Genomic DNA, 16,354 nt, shown 5'->3' with positions numbered 1-16,354 from the left:
CTGAGATTTATATGAAAACAGCCATAATTTCACTTTGTTACGAGTATTTTACACTTTTCCTTAGTTTAACATATAAGATGATAATGTCAGTGATCCAGGTACTTACGCTATTCTTAACATACATACCTATTCTTGAAAAGAATGGAATATCCTATCAATGCATAAAAATTTTATCATATCGGAAAAACTTTTTAATCTTTTCTAATATATAACGGTCGTCGTTTATCAGCGTGTCCATCGTTTTCTGAATAGATACATGGTGACTAACATTATAGATTCCTGGATAAATCTTCGTCAATACTCCAATAAAACATAAAAATTGAAAATATTCTTCAATGAGTATTCGAGTATAATTTTTAGAATTTTCAACAGTGGGCCGGAAATAAAAAAGTAGGGAGGCTTTTTCTTGATAAAAATCACGGCAGATTTCAGATAAGGAAACCTTAGTATTTAAAGGAGTAGTATTTATCCACTTTAAAACTATCCACGTCTGCCATAGATGCGGTGGTGTCTCAAGTAAAAATTGAGTTTTTAATGGAATGTTACAAACAGAGGGAAAATAATTAAGGTTTAAGTGGTGTTTTTGAAAATAAGGAATAAGCTTTTTTTCAATCGGAGTCATTGACAGAAATATTTTTGATCTATTTTTATTCGTTTGCTTTGACCACTCTCTGTAAAAAATCGTGGCATATGATCTTAATTGTTTGTTAGTAAGCGTTAATTCATTATCAGAGTTTATTAAGGTTTCCAATGGTTTACTAAATTCATGGAAAATATGTGTAACGGTAAAAGTTTTCCTAGGTTGCAGATAGATGAAATGGCTTAAAGAGATAAACTTTTGTTCTGAAAGGTTATAGTACATAATGTGGGGAATACGTGAGAAACGAATGAGGAGTGTCTGAAGTTGTTTCATCGGTTGTATTGAATATAAATTTGTTACGGGTTTTGATTGGACGCCAATCCAGATTGGAAAATATCCGGCATCTATATATTGATAATGCCTATCTAAAAAGACTTGAATGTCCAACATTGATCTTTGGATCTCTATCACAACAAAATGATCATTAATTTCAACACATAAATCAGGTTTTCTTCTTAATTCCGGCAGATACATTTCCTCTTTTGGCTTATATTGATGGTCCTCCAACCATCTGAAAATTGCTTTTTTGGTATTTAAATGCTCTAAAGATTCATTTGTTCGATGAAAGTTACAAATAGAGGTAGGTGAATGTGCAAAATGCCACGCCTGACGATCTCCTAGTTTTAAAACAACCTTCTCTAAACAAGATGGACACGAAAAAGCATGCTTTTCTTTCATTATACATAGTTCTTCCTTTCTCCAACTCTTAGCATGTAAATAAATTGTTTGACCATCATCTCGGTCGGCTGTATACAAGTTATTTTATCACTCCTTTTTTAAGAGTATATAAAAAACAGAACATATGTTCAAGTATATGTATATATCTTTCCTACTAAATACTTTCTAATTAAATTACATAAAACTTCTCTTGTTATCATCGAAGGTTGTTTGGAAGAATTACCGCTCGCTTTCCGTGGATAATCCGCGAGTAGAGTAGTGTTCGAGTTGTATCGGCGAATGCTGCTTCAGAGAACTGCTAAGAGAGGAAGAGACACATTCTTTTCCCGAGGGGCGTGCAAAAGTCGTTGCCTGCGGAAAGAAGCGCCTAGAGCCCTCTGTACCGAAGCATCTAACAATCTTAAAAAAACCAAACAAAAAGAGCACTGATAAGTATAAAGTGACTTTTCAGTGCTCTTAAAAATAATTGGTCAATATTACAAACTAAATTGTTCTCTTAATACATCCAACGCCTCTATCTTAATAATTGACTTACCATATTCCTGAATTCGGTGAATAGATACGTCTGATTCATAACCATATTCCAACATCCGGCTGAGCATATTATCCTGAGCTTCATCCGAATAAGTCTCGTCTAAAGTTACAAAGACAAAGTACGAATTTTCGAAGTGATATAAACTAGTTTCAATATGATCCGTAAATCGATGACTAAGAGAAATCACATCCTCAAATTCGCGGAAACCAATAACAACACTTAGAGATTGATCTTTGTTTAAATTGTTCACTTTTTCAGAAGTAAATTGTTGATCTAACATGTCAACGATATTATTATCCACAGATGCATCCCCCTTATCGTCTCCGACAGGTATATCTAGTCTGACGTTCCCATCGTTTACTTGTCCTCTAGTTACAATTACCTCAAGTCCTTTTTCAAGAGCATGTACTTGAACCCATAAAGGACCATTCAACTCAAAGCTATCTTCATCATTTACTTCATTCATCATCTCAAAAAAGAGTTCTTCACCACGTTCACGATTGTACCAAATTTCCTCTTTTTCAAATCCTCGTCTTTCAATGTCAATATAGGTAATGTAAAACTTAATTGTAGTTTCATTAATTCTTTCAATTTCCATGTGCTCTCACCCTTTCGAGAGATTATATCTTACATTTACTTAATTATCATAATTATACATCAAATTGTCTCTTATCATTCTTATTCCCTTAATAAATAAAAATGAATCAAATGAACTTATTCTTATTCTAGAGCAAATAATTCAAAATTGAAATAAATATGCTCGAATTTCTCAAAATTTATAATTAAAGTATTCTCCCTAAACTGTTCTTAATCTATAAGGGCTTGTATATATTGTAAAAGACTCTTCGTTCAATTACCAGTAAAATTATTTTTCAATTCATGGAAACGCAAGGGGGTTTAAAGTTTTGGACTCAGAATTTATGATATCTTTATTAACTATTATAGGGATTGACATTGTACTAGGTGGCGATAATGCTATCGTGGTTGCCCTAGCTTGTCGAAACCTTCCAGTCCATTTGAGAAATAAGGCAATTATTTCAGGCATTCTCCTAGCAGTTGTAGCACGAGGAAGCCTTACCATTATAGCCGTCCATCTTCTCACAGTTCCGTTTCTTATGGGAATAGGTGGATTATTTCTCCTCTGGATAGCACTAAGGCTAATCCATATTGAAGAAGATCCATTAGACCTACCTTCACATACAAAACTTAGAGATGCCATTAAAACAATTGTCATTGCAGATATCGTAATGGGCTTCGATAACGTACTTGCTGTTGCCGGTGCCGCAGGAGGAAACACAATGCTCGTATTTTTAGGTCTAATGATTTCCATTCCGATAATTATATGGGGAAGTAAAATTATTTTATTCATCATGACGAAATTCCCAATCGTTATTTACCTAGGTGCTGCAGTCTTAGTTTTTACTGCTGGAAAAATGCTTTTGCATGAAGACCTCATTATATCATTTTTATCATCCATATCGTTCCCTATAGCTTGGTTTATACCTTCACTAATAGTAAGTTGTTTAATCATAGCAGCGTTAAACAACAAAATTCAAGGAATTGCATTATTTTTTTCAAGAAATAAAACAAAAATATAAGAACATTTATTGTTTTGTCTCTTAGTTTTAGTGCACTTCACATAAATAACATTGCCAATTAAGTATAAACCTAATCGGAAAGTTGTATTCCCTCAGATGCCAAAGAATGCTTCGCTTCTGTAAGGACAATAATTAAAGAAACCTTCCGTATTTAAACGGAAGGTTTAATATTACTCGTTAACAAGCTGTCTAGTTGCTTCTTGAAGTTGGAATGTACGAACCTTTCTTGGTAAGAAACGTCTGATTTCAGCTTCATTGTATCCAACTTGGATACGTTTTTCATCCAGAATAATAGGTCTTCTCAACAACCCTGGATGATCGCTTATTAATTGAAAGAGCTCTTGAAGCGGCATAGAATCCAATTCCACATCAAGCTCTTGAAAAACCTTGGAACGGGTAGAAATAATTTCGTCAGTACCGTCTTCCGTCATACGAATAACTTGCTTTACTTCTTCTACAGACAATGGATCAGAAAATAAATTCCGTTCCACAAAAGCAATATCATGTTCCTCTAACCAAGACTTAGCTTTACGACAAGACGTACAACTTGGAGATGTAAACAATGTAACCATAAAGCAAACACTCCTTTCAAAATTGAGCAAATTGTATATATTATTATTTTCTCTAGCAATAGTTTAATTAAAATGATGATAATACTGTGTTAATTGGATATATTATTGTTAAAACTAGATATGAAAAAGCAAACATACGATTAATTAATTACATGTTTTCTGTTTTCCCGTTCGAATTTTAATTTAAACCTTTTTTTAGATAATCATTAAACTTTTTATCTTTGTGTACATTTAAAAGGATTATACACCTGCTGAGCAAATAAACTAACTGAGTTTTATCAATAAAACATTAGCTAAACAAAACTAAGAATATTTTATTTCCACTGTACGTTAAGTATATCACATTTTCAATTAAAAATAAATATTATCAATTAGAATATAAATATTCTACAGTGGAAAGCCAGCTCACATAATTGAAGACGAGCTGGCTTTCCCCGTTTTTACTATGCGATCCATTTAAAATGTGAAACTGGACCCTTTTTAGGAGAATTTACTTCTTCCCACTTCCGCTTTAATAGGTCTTTCCATAATAACTTCTTTTTTCCTTTTCTTTTAGCTTTACTACCCATGTAAAACTCTCCTTCCCTAGTGTACTAAGACGACTTCAGGACTTAATGATGCTTACTTAAATACAAAAGCTAAATCTAAGAAGTTGGTTCTTTGTTTGACTTTTCTTCATAAGAAAGAACTTTCTCAATATGATCATTTGATTCACCATAGAGTTGTTCATGTTTATAGGTATGAATAGTTTCATACGTATGACACATTTTGTCGTAGATACTCTCCTCAGACTCATTTGAAGGTGACCAAAAAAGAATTTCCAATTCGTTGACTTTTCCAGTAGCAAGAGACCGTCTAGTATAACCTATGGACTTAGCATGTTTAAATCCTTCTCTTCTGTAAAAACGTTGTCTTTTTTCCGTATCCGTATCCTCATAATCTACTGGTTCTACCTCAAGGATAACCGGTTTATCATACGATTTTAGTTTATTTAATAACTTTTTACCAAGTCCTTGGCCACGTGCATCTTTAGAGACAAACAAATAATCAACGAAGATAAAGTCATCTGCATCAACGTACATTAGTACATGCATTGGACCTTCATCTTTTTTGTATATTTCTTTTTTTTCTTTCAATAATAATTCCATATGATCTTGTGATTTCATTTCCTCAATAGGAAAATATTGATTAAGTTTCTCATACCAATTCATTAACTTTACCTCCATAATGTTTCATGGTACTCACCGTTTAGGGTATCCATTAATCTTTATTTAACCCAGATAAATTAATTTCTTTACTTATTTTAATTATAATATGTTTTATCTAATATTGAAACCGGCTTTAAGAACGATAAGAGTACTTGTGGCTTCTCTGCATCTGATGTAACAACTTATGCATGAAAAAGGGTAGTCTTTCTGCCTCTAACACCAAGAAAGCTCTTTAATTGTCCTATATAAAGAATTTATATTTTAAAAAACTGATTTATTAAAAATTGTTGTTTTTAATAAATCAGGGAAGTAGAGGGGGAGCGTATTACGAAAATATGCTAAGCTATTGCTTTTTCCGTTGAGGTTGCCTCTTTTCGTTTCTTCAAGTATTTCCATTAAACAACAACGTTTAAAAAGGCTGTAAAAAGAAAAAGTTCGCCCTGATTTCCTTTTATTAAGTATCTCAGTAAGCGAACTTTTTCACTTTATTTTTTAGTTTTCATTTTCAGCGCCACTGCTGCTATTTTCGTTGTTTTCGATTTCTCCACTGTCTTCACTATCTTCGGTTGTTTCTATGTTTTCTTGTACGTCACTTAAATCAAGATCCAGCATATAATCAACATTTTCAGTATAACGGTTACCAGCATTCCAAAGTAGAAACTCATGAATACCATTATCATATAGTGCTTGAATTTGATCTTCTACTTCTTGCTTTCCATATTCCAAGTAATTTCCGGATCCGAGGTAAGAAGCAGTGAAATCTTGTAACCACGGTCTTGATACAGGTTGGTTATCTAACGCTTCTAACACTTCATTTTCTACTTGAGAATACTCATCCACCAAATCATAAGGGTGTAAATCCGGCTTATCTATACCAAAATAAGGTGTCCAGTGACTCGGATAAATCATCGATGATATAACATCAACGTTTTCAGAAATTCTCGAAAAATTCTGGCCAATTCCCGGTGCTTCAGTGATCGTTGCTGAATAGCCAAATATATCAACCGAAACATCAACGTCATAAGGCTCAAGTTTTTCTTTAGCATACGCCACAAATTCCGTTACAGCATCCACCCGATTACTGACTGAATCTTCGTCAGTGTATTCTCCTCGACCATATTCCAACTCTTGATCCCTGTTTTCAAATCCTTCAGGGAATCTCACATAATCAAATTGGATTTCTTGAAAGCCCATTTCCGCAGCTTTGATAGCTATGTCAACATTATATTCCCAAACCTCTTCCAAAAACGGGTTAACAAATGCTTCGCCTCGTCCGTTCTTCCAAACTTCCCCATTCTCAAGGAAAGAAAGTTCTGGTTGGGATTTAGCAAGTAACGTATCTTTGAATACAACAATTCGGGCAATTGGATACACTTCATGCTCCTCTAATGTACTCATCATCTCTTCTGTATCTTTAATCATATTATGGGAAATATCATAGAAAGGTGAGTCTTCTTCAGGTTTATATGTTAGATATCCATGATCGTCCTTAATATCAATAACCATAGCATTTAAAGCAGTATTATCCATGAGCTCCAGCAGTTCATTAAAACGGGATCCTCCTGCTGAATGACCAGTTACAAAAACACCTCTAACTGCATCTGGATATTCAAACGTATATCCAGAGTCAAATCTGTAACGGGCGATTCTTTCGGGCCATTCCCTTTCCGCGAGTAAAGTTAGTTTCTCCTTATGATAACTTGCCACTCGTACGTTTTCTTCTTCGCCTGCGCCGAATACAGGAGAAGGACTTGTCCATAACAGCGTGGCAATGCTGCATGCCGTGATAAAACTTAAATGTCTCTTACCCATAATGCCTAACCTACCTTTTCTAATATGTATTTCTAATCTCATTTAACCTCGTTCCCGACTAGTTTAATATAAAACTAGACTTGATTCGATTGTAAATGACATATAAATAAATGATTCACTTAATAAAGTATACATGTTAATTCATCATTTACCAATGGATAATTTAGAGTATTATTTAAATAAATAAATAAGACAATTTAGAAGGCTTTAGAATTATTATTTATAAATAGAAGTAACGATCTTAATAAACTTTAAATAATAGAGAAAGACTTTAAACTCACCATAGTTTAATTCAAGATAAATAACACCTAAAAAAATGCTAAAGAAATGTATTAAAGAGAGTAATAATTATAATAAATTTCGACCATCAAATTGTTATATTTTTCATCAAAACTGTATGCTGAATCCTTTGACAATTGAAGGTGATTTACGTATAGTATATAACAATATACTTTTTTATAGGTTCAGGGGCAAGCTAGAAAATCTTAAAGGAGGAGATGTTACATGAGTCGAGTATCCCTTATGAATATATATAACCATCATATTGCACAAAAATATGTCAAGCGAGCTGGTTTAGCACATGCTATATCAACCGCGTATCATGCTTTTCGCTTTGCAAAGGAACGAGGGGTTAATCCAGATTTAGCTGTAAAAGCTGCTTTTCTGCATGACATCGGTCATTATACTTGGTATAAAAATGGCCAATGGGATTATGATTTATATAAGGAAAATGATATTCATGCCATTAAGGGTGCAGAAAGAGCACATAAGCTACTGATTCGTCTCGGAGAAAATCCTGTGGCTGCTAAAGAAATTGCTTTAGCTATCTTACTTCACACTGATTCCTACCTGCCTCAACGTGACATAGCACGTAAACCATTACAGGAAGTTGTTGCGATTGCCGATGAACAAGATGAGGAACCTGGTGGTACCCATCACTATCGAGAGATCTCCGAAGAAAAAGCAAAAAAAATGCTTGAAAAACTAGACGATAAAATCGTAAAGTATATGCAAATATCAAAAGATGATACACATCCAATCTTATAAAATAGTCTCACTAAAAATATTGCATCATTTGCGGAGGTATGATACATTTTTAGCATAACTTCACAACCTTCCGTTTATAAGAAGGGGAGTAGCGACCACTATTTATAATGGTTCATGAGTCGTCATTACGGTACAATATGTACTCGGTTCATGAAGCTTTGGATGTCCAAAGTACGCAAGACCTTTTTATGAAAAAATCTCTTTTCTTTAGAGGGCTTTTCATAAAAAGGTCTATTTTTATGAAAAAAAGGAGCCGATAATCATGATGTACATATTATTTATTGTTGCAGCTGTTGCAACTGTTTTATCCGCTGTTAAATTATCCACTTATGCAGATATTATAGGTGAAAGGACCTCACTTGGCGGTATGATGGTAGGTACACTGTTGTTAGCAGGCGCTACTTCATTACCGGAATTAACGACAAGCATTACCGCTATAGCCGTTGATAATCCTGATATTGCCGTCAGTAATGTGTTAGGAAGTAACTTATTTAACTTATTCATTCTCGCAATTTTAGATCTTTACTACCGAAAAAAACAAGTCTTAACCTATGTGGATCGAGGTAACATTACCACTGCGTATATGAGCTTCGGTCTCTCCGCAATCATATTTATTTCAGTTATGCTTCCTTCTGGCTATCATTTTATGAATATTGGAATTGAAATGTACCTCATGGTTATCTTTTATATTGTAGGTCTAAAAATTATCGGCAAATCGAATGCAAATTCTGCCGTACCTGAGACTGCAGCATCGTCAGAGGAAACGGAGGCATATCATACAGGAGCAATCTCTTTAAAAAAAGCAAAAGTTGGTTTTGTAATTGCAGCTGCCGTTATTTTTATTTCCGGTTCTTTGTTGACAATTGCCGGAGATGCAATTGCGGTGTCAACTGGAATTAGTTCAAGCTTTGTAGGAACCTTCCTCATTGCAGGGGCGACGTCTCTCCCTGAAGTGGTTACAGTTCTTGTTGCGATTCAACTAGCAAACTATAATCTAGCTGTTGGAAATATATTAGGTAGTAATTTATTTAATATTATGATATTAGTGTTCGCAGATATACTTTACAGACAGGAAGCCATTCTTACTATGGTTCATCCTGTCACCACGTTCACAGTTATCGCGTTACTAGGACTAAACATTATCATTATCGGTGGTATGCTTTTTGCTAGATCAAAAGCTGTATCATTAAAAAACTATTATCTCCCTTCCTCTGCTTTAGTTGTCGCATATCTTATTTCAAGTTATATCATTTTTACACTCAGTTAAACTTCAGAATAAAAACATCTGACAGGGTCTACCTGTCAGATGTTTTTATTCTAGTCAATAATTGTTCAGATGACATAAATCCATCTGATCTCGTTTCTATTTCTCCATCTTTATTAATTAGGAAACTAGTTGGAATACCAATTACCCCGAATCTTTGTCGAGCTTCTCCCTTTTCATCCAAGGCTACTTGAACATCTCCTATATCTTTATAATTCAAGTATTGTTTTACCTGCTCTGTATTTTCTTCCTCTTGTGTTAAATTAATCGCAATAATATTAACATTTTCAACTTGCTGTTCCACCTTTAAAACTTCCTCCCATTGTCCTGCACATACGTGACACCAAGAAGCAAAGAAAAATATAAACGTTTTTTCTCCTAATAACTCCTCAAATTCCAGTGTACTGCCCTCCAATGTCGGCAGTTGAAACCCAGACAGCATATTTTCGGCTTGCATCTTCTCAGATTCTTTTGAAGACATTGCTTTCTCCACAAGTATATAATCGTTGGATGATTGAAGATAAAATGCTCCTCCTATAAACAACATTAAACATAAAGCCAGCCATTGAATTCGTTGACGAAACATGAGAAATCCCTCCTTTCTCCTATATGTATGAAAGAAAAAAGGGACAAAGTACAAGCAAAGCTAATGAAAAGGCTAAATTTCACCTTTCATTAGCTTCTTGGTGTTTACGGTTCATCAATAGTTTTATAATTAAGCTATTTTTTATTCTGTCTAGCAATCTTAATTCATTGTTACTTTTTTAGCGTTGACATAAATTTATCAATAATTAAAGCTATTGCACCATCGCCTGTAACGTTCGCAGCTGTACCAAAACTATCTTGGGCCATATAAAGAGCAATCATCAAACCAATAGCCGCCTCACTGAAACCTAGCATTGATATGAGAATTCCACTGGCAGTCATGATTGCACCACCTGGTACACCTGGAGCCGCGATCATCGTGACCCCCAGCATTGCTATAACGGGCAACATCTCAAGAAAACTAGGAATACTGTACCCATCCAATACTGACATTACTGCAACGGAACAACTTACAATGGTGATAACACTTCCTGAAAGATGTATCGTCGCACTTAATGGGATAGTAAAATCAGCAATATTTTCACTCACTTTATTTTCTTTAGCTTGTTTCAAAGTTACTGGAATAGTGGCTGCGCTACTCATCGTACCAAGTGCAGTAAAATACGCAGGCAACATCGTTTTCACTAAATATAGAGGGTTTTTTCCATTATAGATACCAGCTATGATATATTGCACTGTTAACCAAATCCAATGAGTGACGATGGCTACAATCAGTACGATCCCGAATACTTGCAACGTACTAAACACAGTCCCTTCCGAAGAAAGTTCTGTGAAAATGCCCGCAATATAAAAAGGAAGTAATGGAATGATGACTTTGACAATGATAAACTCCACTATTGACTTTCCTTCATCGAATGCTTTTATGAGAACCTCACTATTTAGTTTTGCCATCCCAATACCAAATACAAAGGCAAAAATTAATGCAGTCATTATTCCCATTAATGGTTCAATTTCAAATGATATAAACCCGCTAAGTCCATTTCCTTCATTAGGTATTACTTGCTCAGACGAAATATAAGGCATGACTGATATCGATATAAAAAATGCTATTATTCCAGCTAATACTGTAGAAGTGTAGGCTACACCAACCGTTAATCCAACTAACTTACCAGACTCGTTTCCTAATTTAGATACGCCGGAGGCTATAAAAAATAAGATAATAAATGGAATCATAAAACCTATAAATTCTCCAAAAACTTCCTTGAATGTAATTGCCAGACGTGAAAGCCATTCTATTCCTATAAGTCCTATGATAATTCCAACAACAATACCTACAACCAATTTTATAATTAACTTCATAAAGTTTCCTTCCTCCAGTGGAGTGTCCTCTCTATGAGGACATCTGTTCTTTGATAATTTAATACTGCACTGTTTTAAAAAATTAATCAACTGAATTGTAAATAGACAAAATAGTAAAACTTCTATACAATTTGCTTTTTCCAGCAAGAGAGATTATAATAACGTTAATTCAAAAAGAACAGCTATGATAAAGAAGAGTACTTTTCCTGAAGCATGATCAGAGAGTCTGCGGTTGGTGCGAGCAGAACATGTGGTGAAAAGGAATGGCCTTTTGAGCTGACAAGCTGAACATTCAGTAGGTTTGTCCGGTCCCTCTAACGTTATTTAGAGACCCCTTACATTTATTTATGATGCGAGGGTAACGAGAGATTTCCAGGAAATATGAAGGAAATAAACAGGGTGGTACCACGGTCCATTCGTCCCTATTCACAGGGATGAATGGGCTTTTTTGTTTTCTTTGAGACACAATTCAATTTCGAAAAGACATGAAGGGATGATAAAAGATGAAAACAATTTTTTCAGGGATTCAACCAAGTGGGACATTAACGCTTGGAAATTATCTAGGAGCTATGAAAAATTTCGTGGAACTACAAGAGGATTATAACTGTTTTTTTTGTATCGTTGATCAACATGCGATAACAGTGCCTCAAGATCGATTGGAACTGCGAAAAAATATTCGAAGTCTGTCGGCCCTTTATTTAGCAGTGGGAATAAATCCTGAGAAATCAACCCTCTTTATTCAATCAGAGGTTCCAGCACACGCGCAATTGGGTTGGATGATGCAATGTGTAAGTTACATTGGGGAGTTAGAAAGAATGACGCAATTCAAGGATAAATCAGATGGTAAAGAAGCTGTATCCTCAGCTCTTCTCACTTATCCACCATTAATGGCTGCAGATATTCTTCTCTATAACACCGATGTCGTACCAGTTGGAGAAGACCAAAAACAACATTTAGAGCTGACACGAAACTTAGCAGAAAGGTTTAATAATAAATTTAACAACATTTTTACAATCCCTGAAGTGAAAATCGCTAAAGTTGGCGCTCGTATTATGTCACTTACGGATCCGACGAAAAAAATGAGTAAATCAAATCCAAATCCTAAAAGTTATATTTCTATGTTGGATGATGAGAAGCAAATAACTAAGAAAATTAAAAGTGCTGTCACAGACTCCGATAATGAAGTTAAATACGATCAAGAAAAAAAGCCGGGTGTCTCAAATTTGTTAACAATCTATTCTTTATGTTCCGGCAAAACGATAAAGGAAATTGAAGAAGAACACAAAAACAATGGATACGGCCCATTTAAAGAAGCAGTTGCAGAGTCAGTTGTTTCTGTTTTAAAACCGATCCAAACAAAATATGATGAGTTGTTGAACTCCACAGAGCTAGATGACCACTTGGATCGCGGAGCAGAAAGAGCAAATAAATCTGCATTTAAAATGCTGAAAAAAGCTGAAAAAGCAATGGGACTAGGAAGAAACCGGTAGTAATAAAACGTCTTACAGAATAATGGTAACGTTGGCTGCCAAGAGAGAAATCAAGTACCTCTGTTCGAAGTAAACCAACAATCTTTAAGAAACCAAGCTAATTGTTTTAAAAAAGCACCATTAGCAGAGGCACTTATTCAAATTCATAAGTGCCTCCACATAAGTGCTAAATTCCGTTTTGCTTATATACTTTTGTTTTTCATTTTTTTTGTTGTTTCTTCTTCATTCTGAAGTGCCCATAGCTTCTCAAAGAAAGGTTGTCCTTTTATAAGAGCATGACAAAATTCTTCGTGCCGAGGCGACCAACCACTTTTTACATCATTGAAGAGGGATGTCCACACATCGTCAAAACCCATAAGCTGTATATCAGCATATTTTGCGGGGATCCACTCCGTATACCAATATCTTAATTCAGCAAGTTCAGCCTCTTCATAAAGCTGATCTAACGCCATGAATAATAATTGCTTTAATTGTTTTTCTCGTCTTACTAATCCGTTCATAAGCTGAGGTTCTGGCGATAGCAAATGATATTCTTTTTCACAATCAAGATAATCCATATGATAGTCTTGAAAAGGTAAGTCTTCAACAAGCAATCTTAATTGCTCTTCTTGTCTTGGAACCATTCTGCTTTTTCTAATTGGTGTGTGATAGCCTATCGTATCTACAATAATTGCTCTAGATCCATCTGTTGCAATGAAACAATACTCCGTAGGTTTACGTTCACTTTTCTGGCGAAGGTAACTTTGTTTATACACATCAGATAACAACCCCTCTGGGAGCTCCTGTAACGTGTTTTCGATATACTCTATTAGGTTTGAATGTACCTTTACAACTACGATTTGGTCTATAAGCTCGATCCGATCATGCTTTTTCCATTCAAAAAATTCACTAACATTATAACTATTCTCTTCCCCTTCAAACCAATTTACCCAAACATCTCTCATATGGATCATGGACGTTCCTCCTAACTATTTCCTTGCAAACAGTATTCGCAGAAATCATCCATTATATTCCACACTTTATTATTTCTTCGTAAATTGATTCTTTTTTTTACGTCTTTTAATTAATATACCACTCAACCAAATCATTAAGATCCCAATAATAAAAAGGTATGTTTCTACTCTTTTAGCTACAAATAATAAATATTCTATTACACTGTATCCTATCGTTAACAAATTTAAATAAGCAACAAGAGTGATACCACCGGTCAAAGCTAGTACAAATCCAAAAAAAAGGAAAAAGATACGCAATGTACATCCCTCCCACCTTTTTACATACGGTCAGTCATTACGATAGTCTATACTATGATTCGCCGAACAATAATAAGACTTGCTTTTTTATTATTTCTTTTTGCTAGCTTTGCCAGACTCGCTCATAACAGTTAAAAACTCACTTGGAGAAATTAATAATCTAGAATAAGCACTTCCATGTTGATTATGCTTAAAATATTTATTAACAATGTAGTAACCTAATTGATATCCTAACCAGCGAGGGATCCCGTCACGCCCTCCAAACAACAATAATTGGTGATGAATACGACCCCGAATAGAGAAATGTTCACGATAAACGTCATACCACCATTTCTCTAAAACATGATCAGCATAAAGCTTCGTCCACGGGGCCTGATAATTCTCCCCTAAGCGCGAAAGAACTTCCCATTCTGCCAATCCCTCCATAATCATTGACTCAATTAAAGTGATTTTTTGTTCATCTTGACTTTGATGAAATATTCTTGCTACGTGATGATATTCATGAATTAACAAGGATTGTAGGTGATTGTTAGTCACGGATTCATGCCAAAATAATAAAATAAATTTTGGGAAAGAGCACCCATTTTTACCACCTAAGTCATTCATTGTCGAATGTTCTTTATTTAACGGGAATAGAATAATATCCACATTTGGTCCTGAAAAATCTTTTTGAAGATCTTCAAGGAGATTTTTTATTTGAGGTTTATTTAATTTCCTTCGCCATTGGAGCCATTCGAGTTTTGTATCTTCCGTTAACGGATTCATCCCTTGATCCAAGAGAAAATTAAACCATTCTTCTGTACTTAAATTCGGATTATAGGGAATGATTTTTGCAAAAGCTTCTTTAAATGGAATGTTCTCTATATAGTATTTCATTCCACTTATCGACGAATCAATTAGTTTAATCATCTTTGCAACCTCCCTTTTCTCTAACTAGTTAAATGTAAACTTAATACCTGCTTACATACTATGTATCCTAGAAAAAAGTGTCTTTATTACGATAGTACCTTTACAAAACAAATGTTCTTTGAATACTTGTATATTATTTTGCACAAAAAAACCTGTCCACTTAGGACAGGTTTTATTAAATACTATTGCTCAAATCGTTTGAATACTAATGCTACATTATGTCCACCAAATCCTAGTGAATTACTCATAACCATGGAAACGTCTTGCTTTCTGGCTTCATTTGGAACATAGTCCAGATCACATTCTTCATCTGGTGTCTCATAGTTTGTAGTCGCAGGAATAATCCCATCTTGAATTGCTTTTATAGAGAAAATTGCTTCTACTCCTCCAGCTGCACCAAGTAAGTGACCCGTCATTGACTTCGTTGAACTAATTGCAAGTTTTTTTGCATGCTCTCCAAATACAGTCTTGGCAGCCATTGTCTCAAACTTATCGTTTAGTCCTGTACTTGTCCCGTGTGCATTTAAATAAGTTATCTCAGAAGGATCTACTTCGGCATCTGCAAGAGCTTGATTCATTGCACGTGCGGCACCCTCTCCACCTGGAGCAGGAGCCGTAACATGATAAGCATCGCCTTTAGAACCATAACCTACTATTTCTGCATAGATGGTTGCCCCTCTTTTTTGGGCTGATTCTAATGATTCTAAGATGAGCATACCTGCGCCTTCTCCCATGACAAAGCCATCCCGATTTTTATCAAAAGGGCGACTTGCTGTTTTAGGATCCGGATTTGTTGATAAAGCTTTTGCGGAAGAGAAGCCTGCAAATGACATTTCTGTGATAGGTGCCTCTGCTCCCCCTGTGATCATGACATCCGCATCGCCACGCTGGATCACTTTAAATGCGTCACCAATTGAATTAGCTCCGGATGCACAGGCTGTTACGGAACAGGAATTAATTCCTTTCGCTCCTAATGTGATAGATACTTGACCTGAAGCCATATCAGGAATGAGCATAGGAACAAAGAAAGGTGAAACTCTTCGATGTCCTTTTTTCTCATAATTACGGAATTGCTTTTCGTATGTGTCCATACCACCTATCCCCGAACCAATCCAGACTCCAACGCGATCGGAATTAGAATCATCAATTGTTAAGTCCGCATCTTTAACAGCCATGATTGCACTAGCGACAGCAAATTGTGTAAATCGATCCATTTTTCGGGCATTTTTTCCTTCCATGAAGTTAAGTGGATCAAACTCTAATGCTTCCGCAGCAACACTGGCAGGAAACATTCCTTTTTCAAATTTAGAAGTAACTTTGATACCTGATTCTCCATTAACTATTTTCTCCCACGTACTTTTAACGTCATTCCCAAGCGGGGTAACAGCTCCCATGCCTGTAATGACGACTCTTTGTTTATTCATAAAAAAAAACCCCTTTCAACAT

Annotated in this window: 16 protein-coding genes and 1 other annotated feature; of the genes, 4 read left to right on the top strand and 12 right to left on the bottom strand. The window is 35.1% G+C overall.

From position 1 onward, the window contains the following. Window positions 1-154: 154 nt before the first annotated feature. The gene (locus CEF18_RS02965) at window positions 155-1,396 is read right to left on the bottom strand and encodes a competence protein CoiA (RefSeq protein WP_110935109.1); all 1,242 of its coding nucleotides are present in this window, start codon (window positions 1,394-1,396) and stop codon (window positions 155-157) included. 398 nt (window positions 1,397-1,794) lie between these two features. Beyond that, window positions 1,795-2,451: an adaptor protein MecA gene (mecA, locus tag CEF18_RS02960; RefSeq protein ID WP_110935108.1), complete on the bottom strand. Its 657-nt coding sequence runs from the start codon at window positions 2,449-2,451 to the stop codon at window positions 1,795-1,797. Between the two features lie 307 nt (window positions 2,452-2,758). Between mecA and CEF18_RS02955 the strand changes: the two genes are divergently transcribed. Beyond that, window positions 2,759-3,451 carry a TerC family protein gene (locus CEF18_RS02955; RefSeq protein WP_110935107.1) on the top strand — a complete coding sequence of 231 codons (693 nt, stop codon included), beginning with the start codon at window positions 2,759-2,761 and terminating at the stop codon, window positions 3,449-3,451. A 170-nt stretch (window positions 3,452-3,621) separates the two neighbouring features. Here the strand turns inward: CEF18_RS02955 and spxA are convergent, their stop codons facing one another. From spxA to CEF18_RS02940, 4 genes are all read right to left on the bottom strand, one after another. Continuing rightward, window positions 3,622-4,023, bottom strand: coding sequence for a transcriptional regulator SpxA (gene spxA, locus CEF18_RS02950; RefSeq protein ID WP_110935106.1), 402 nt, complete (start codon window positions 4,021-4,023; stop codon window positions 3,622-3,624). Window positions 4,024-4,466: 443 nt separating this feature from the next. Next, window positions 4,467-4,592 carry a hypothetical protein gene (locus CEF18_RS26740; RefSeq protein ID WP_259457911.1) on the bottom strand — a complete coding sequence of 42 codons (126 nt, stop codon included), beginning with the start codon at window positions 4,590-4,592 and terminating at the stop codon, window positions 4,467-4,469. Window positions 4,593-4,667: 75 nt separating this feature from the next. Continuing rightward, the gene (locus CEF18_RS02945) at window positions 4,668-5,234 is read right to left on the bottom strand and encodes a GNAT family N-acetyltransferase (RefSeq protein ID WP_110935105.1); all 567 of its coding nucleotides are present in this window, start codon (window positions 5,232-5,234) and stop codon (window positions 4,668-4,670) included. Between the two features lie 489 nt (window positions 5,235-5,723). Then, the gene (locus CEF18_RS02940; protein ID WP_223292216.1) at window positions 5,724-7,085 is read right to left on the bottom strand and encodes a putative glycoside hydrolase; all 1,362 of its coding nucleotides are present in this window, start codon (window positions 7,083-7,085) and stop codon (window positions 5,724-5,726) included. Between the two features lie 462 nt (window positions 7,086-7,547). Between CEF18_RS02940 and CEF18_RS02935 the strand changes: the two genes are divergently transcribed. Together CEF18_RS02935 and CEF18_RS02930 are read left to right on the top strand one after the other, a co-directional pair. Further along, window positions 7,548-8,090 (top strand): HD domain-containing protein, encoded by a 543-nt coding sequence (locus tag CEF18_RS02935; protein WP_110935103.1) that lies wholly within the window; start codon window positions 7,548-7,550, stop codon window positions 8,088-8,090. Window positions 8,091-8,352: 262 nt separating this feature from the next. Next, window positions 8,353-9,357: a sodium:calcium antiporter gene (locus tag CEF18_RS02930; protein ID WP_110935102.1), complete on the top strand. Its 1,005-nt coding sequence runs from the start codon at window positions 8,353-8,355 to the stop codon at window positions 9,355-9,357. Between the two features lie 28 nt (window positions 9,358-9,385). Here CEF18_RS02930 and CEF18_RS02925 read toward each other — a convergent pair whose 3' ends face one another. Beyond that, the gene (locus tag CEF18_RS02925) at window positions 9,386-9,940 is read right to left on the bottom strand and encodes a TlpA family protein disulfide reductase (RefSeq protein WP_110935101.1); all 555 of its coding nucleotides are present in this window, start codon (window positions 9,938-9,940) and stop codon (window positions 9,386-9,388) included. A 170-nt stretch (window positions 9,941-10,110) separates the two neighbouring features. Beyond that, on the bottom strand, window positions 10,111-11,259 hold the full coding sequence (locus CEF18_RS02920; protein WP_110935100.1) for a dicarboxylate/amino acid:cation symporter: 1,149 nt from the start codon (window positions 11,257-11,259) through the stop codon (window positions 10,111-10,113). Between the two features lie 175 nt (window positions 11,260-11,434). Then, window positions 11,435-11,686: a binding site (T-box leader), on the top strand. Between the two features lie 76 nt (window positions 11,687-11,762). Between CEF18_RS02920 and trpS the strand changes: the two genes are divergently transcribed. After that, window positions 11,763-12,749, top strand: a complete 987-nt coding sequence (gene trpS / locus CEF18_RS02915; protein WP_110935099.1) for a tryptophan--tRNA ligase — start codon at window positions 11,763-11,765, stop codon at window positions 12,747-12,749. 182 nt (window positions 12,750-12,931) lie between these two features. Here trpS and CEF18_RS02910 read toward each other — a convergent pair whose 3' ends face one another. The 4 genes from CEF18_RS02910 to fabF all read right to left on the bottom strand — a co-directional run bounded on the left by CEF18_RS02910 (window position 12,932) and on the right by fabF (window position 16,332). Further along, window positions 12,932-13,702 (bottom strand): DUF3603 family protein, encoded by a 771-nt coding sequence (locus CEF18_RS02910; protein WP_110935098.1) that lies wholly within the window; start codon window positions 13,700-13,702, stop codon window positions 12,932-12,934. Between the two features lie 69 nt (window positions 13,703-13,771). Beyond that, window positions 13,772-13,999 carry a hypothetical protein gene (locus CEF18_RS02905; RefSeq protein ID WP_110935097.1) on the bottom strand — a complete coding sequence of 76 codons (228 nt, stop codon included), beginning with the start codon at window positions 13,997-13,999 and terminating at the stop codon, window positions 13,772-13,774. A 90-nt stretch (window positions 14,000-14,089) separates the two neighbouring features. Further along, window positions 14,090-14,908, bottom strand: coding sequence for a DUF2268 domain-containing putative Zn-dependent protease (locus tag CEF18_RS02900; protein WP_110935096.1), 819 nt, complete (start codon window positions 14,906-14,908; stop codon window positions 14,090-14,092). A gap of 182 nt (window positions 14,909-15,090) precedes the next feature. Beyond that, entirely contained in the window at window positions 15,091-16,332 is a 1,242-nt protein-coding gene (gene fabF, locus CEF18_RS02895; protein ID WP_110935095.1) for a beta-ketoacyl-ACP synthase II, read from the bottom strand. Window positions 16,333-16,354: the final 22 nt, after the last annotated feature.

Source organism: Salipaludibacillus neizhouensis, from assembly GCF_002886185.1.
GTDB classification, from domain to species: domain Bacteria; phylum Bacillota; class Bacilli; order Bacillales; family Salisediminibacteriaceae; genus Salipaludibacillus; species Salipaludibacillus neizhouensis.
The sequence above is the reverse complement of the archived record's forward strand: the minus strand, read 5'-3'. Positions and strand labels throughout refer to the sequence as shown.

Bases quoted from the DNA above. Each gene is read 5' to 3' on its own strand.
- mecA (WP_110935108.1), bottom strand. From the start codon at position 2,451: ATGGAAATTGAAAGAATTAATGAAACTACAATTAAGTTTTACATTACC.
- spxA (WP_110935106.1), bottom strand. From the start codon at position 4,023: ATGGTTACATTGTTTACATCTCCAAGTTGTACGTCTTGTCGTAAAGCT.
- CEF18_RS26740 (WP_259457911.1), bottom strand. From the start codon at position 4,592: ATGGGTAGTAAAGCTAAAAGAAAAGGAAAAAAGAAGTTATTATGGAAA.
- CEF18_RS02945 (WP_110935105.1), bottom strand. From the start codon at position 5,234: ATGAATTGGTATGAGAAACTTAATCAATATTTTCCTATTGAGGAAATG.
- CEF18_RS02940 (WP_223292216.1), bottom strand. From the start codon at position 7,085: ATGAGATTAGAAATACATATTAGAAAAGGTAGGTTAGGCATTATGGGT.
- CEF18_RS02935 (WP_110935103.1), top strand. From the start codon at position 7,548: ATGAGTCGAGTATCCCTTATGAATATATATAACCATCATATTGCACAA.
- CEF18_RS02930 (WP_110935102.1), top strand. From the start codon at position 8,353: ATGATGTACATATTATTTATTGTTGCAGCTGTTGCAACTGTTTTATCC.
- CEF18_RS02925 (WP_110935101.1), bottom strand. From the start codon at position 9,940: ATGTTTCGTCAACGAATTCAATGGCTGGCTTTATGTTTAATGTTGTTT.
- CEF18_RS02920 (WP_110935100.1), bottom strand. From the start codon at position 11,259: ATGAAGTTAATTATAAAATTGGTTGTAGGTATTGTTGTTGGAATTATC.
- trpS (WP_110935099.1), top strand. From the start codon at position 11,763: ATGAAAACAATTTTTTCAGGGATTCAACCAAGTGGGACATTAACGCTT.
- CEF18_RS02910 (WP_110935098.1), bottom strand. From the start codon at position 13,702: ATGATCCATATGAGAGATGTTTGGGTAAATTGGTTTGAAGGGGAAGAG.
- CEF18_RS02900 (WP_110935096.1), bottom strand. From the start codon at position 14,908: ATGATTAAACTAATTGATTCGTCGATAAGTGGAATGAAATACTATATA.
- fabF (WP_110935095.1), bottom strand. From the start codon at position 16,332: ATGAATAAACAAAGAGTCGTCATTACAGGCATGGGAGCTGTTACCCCG.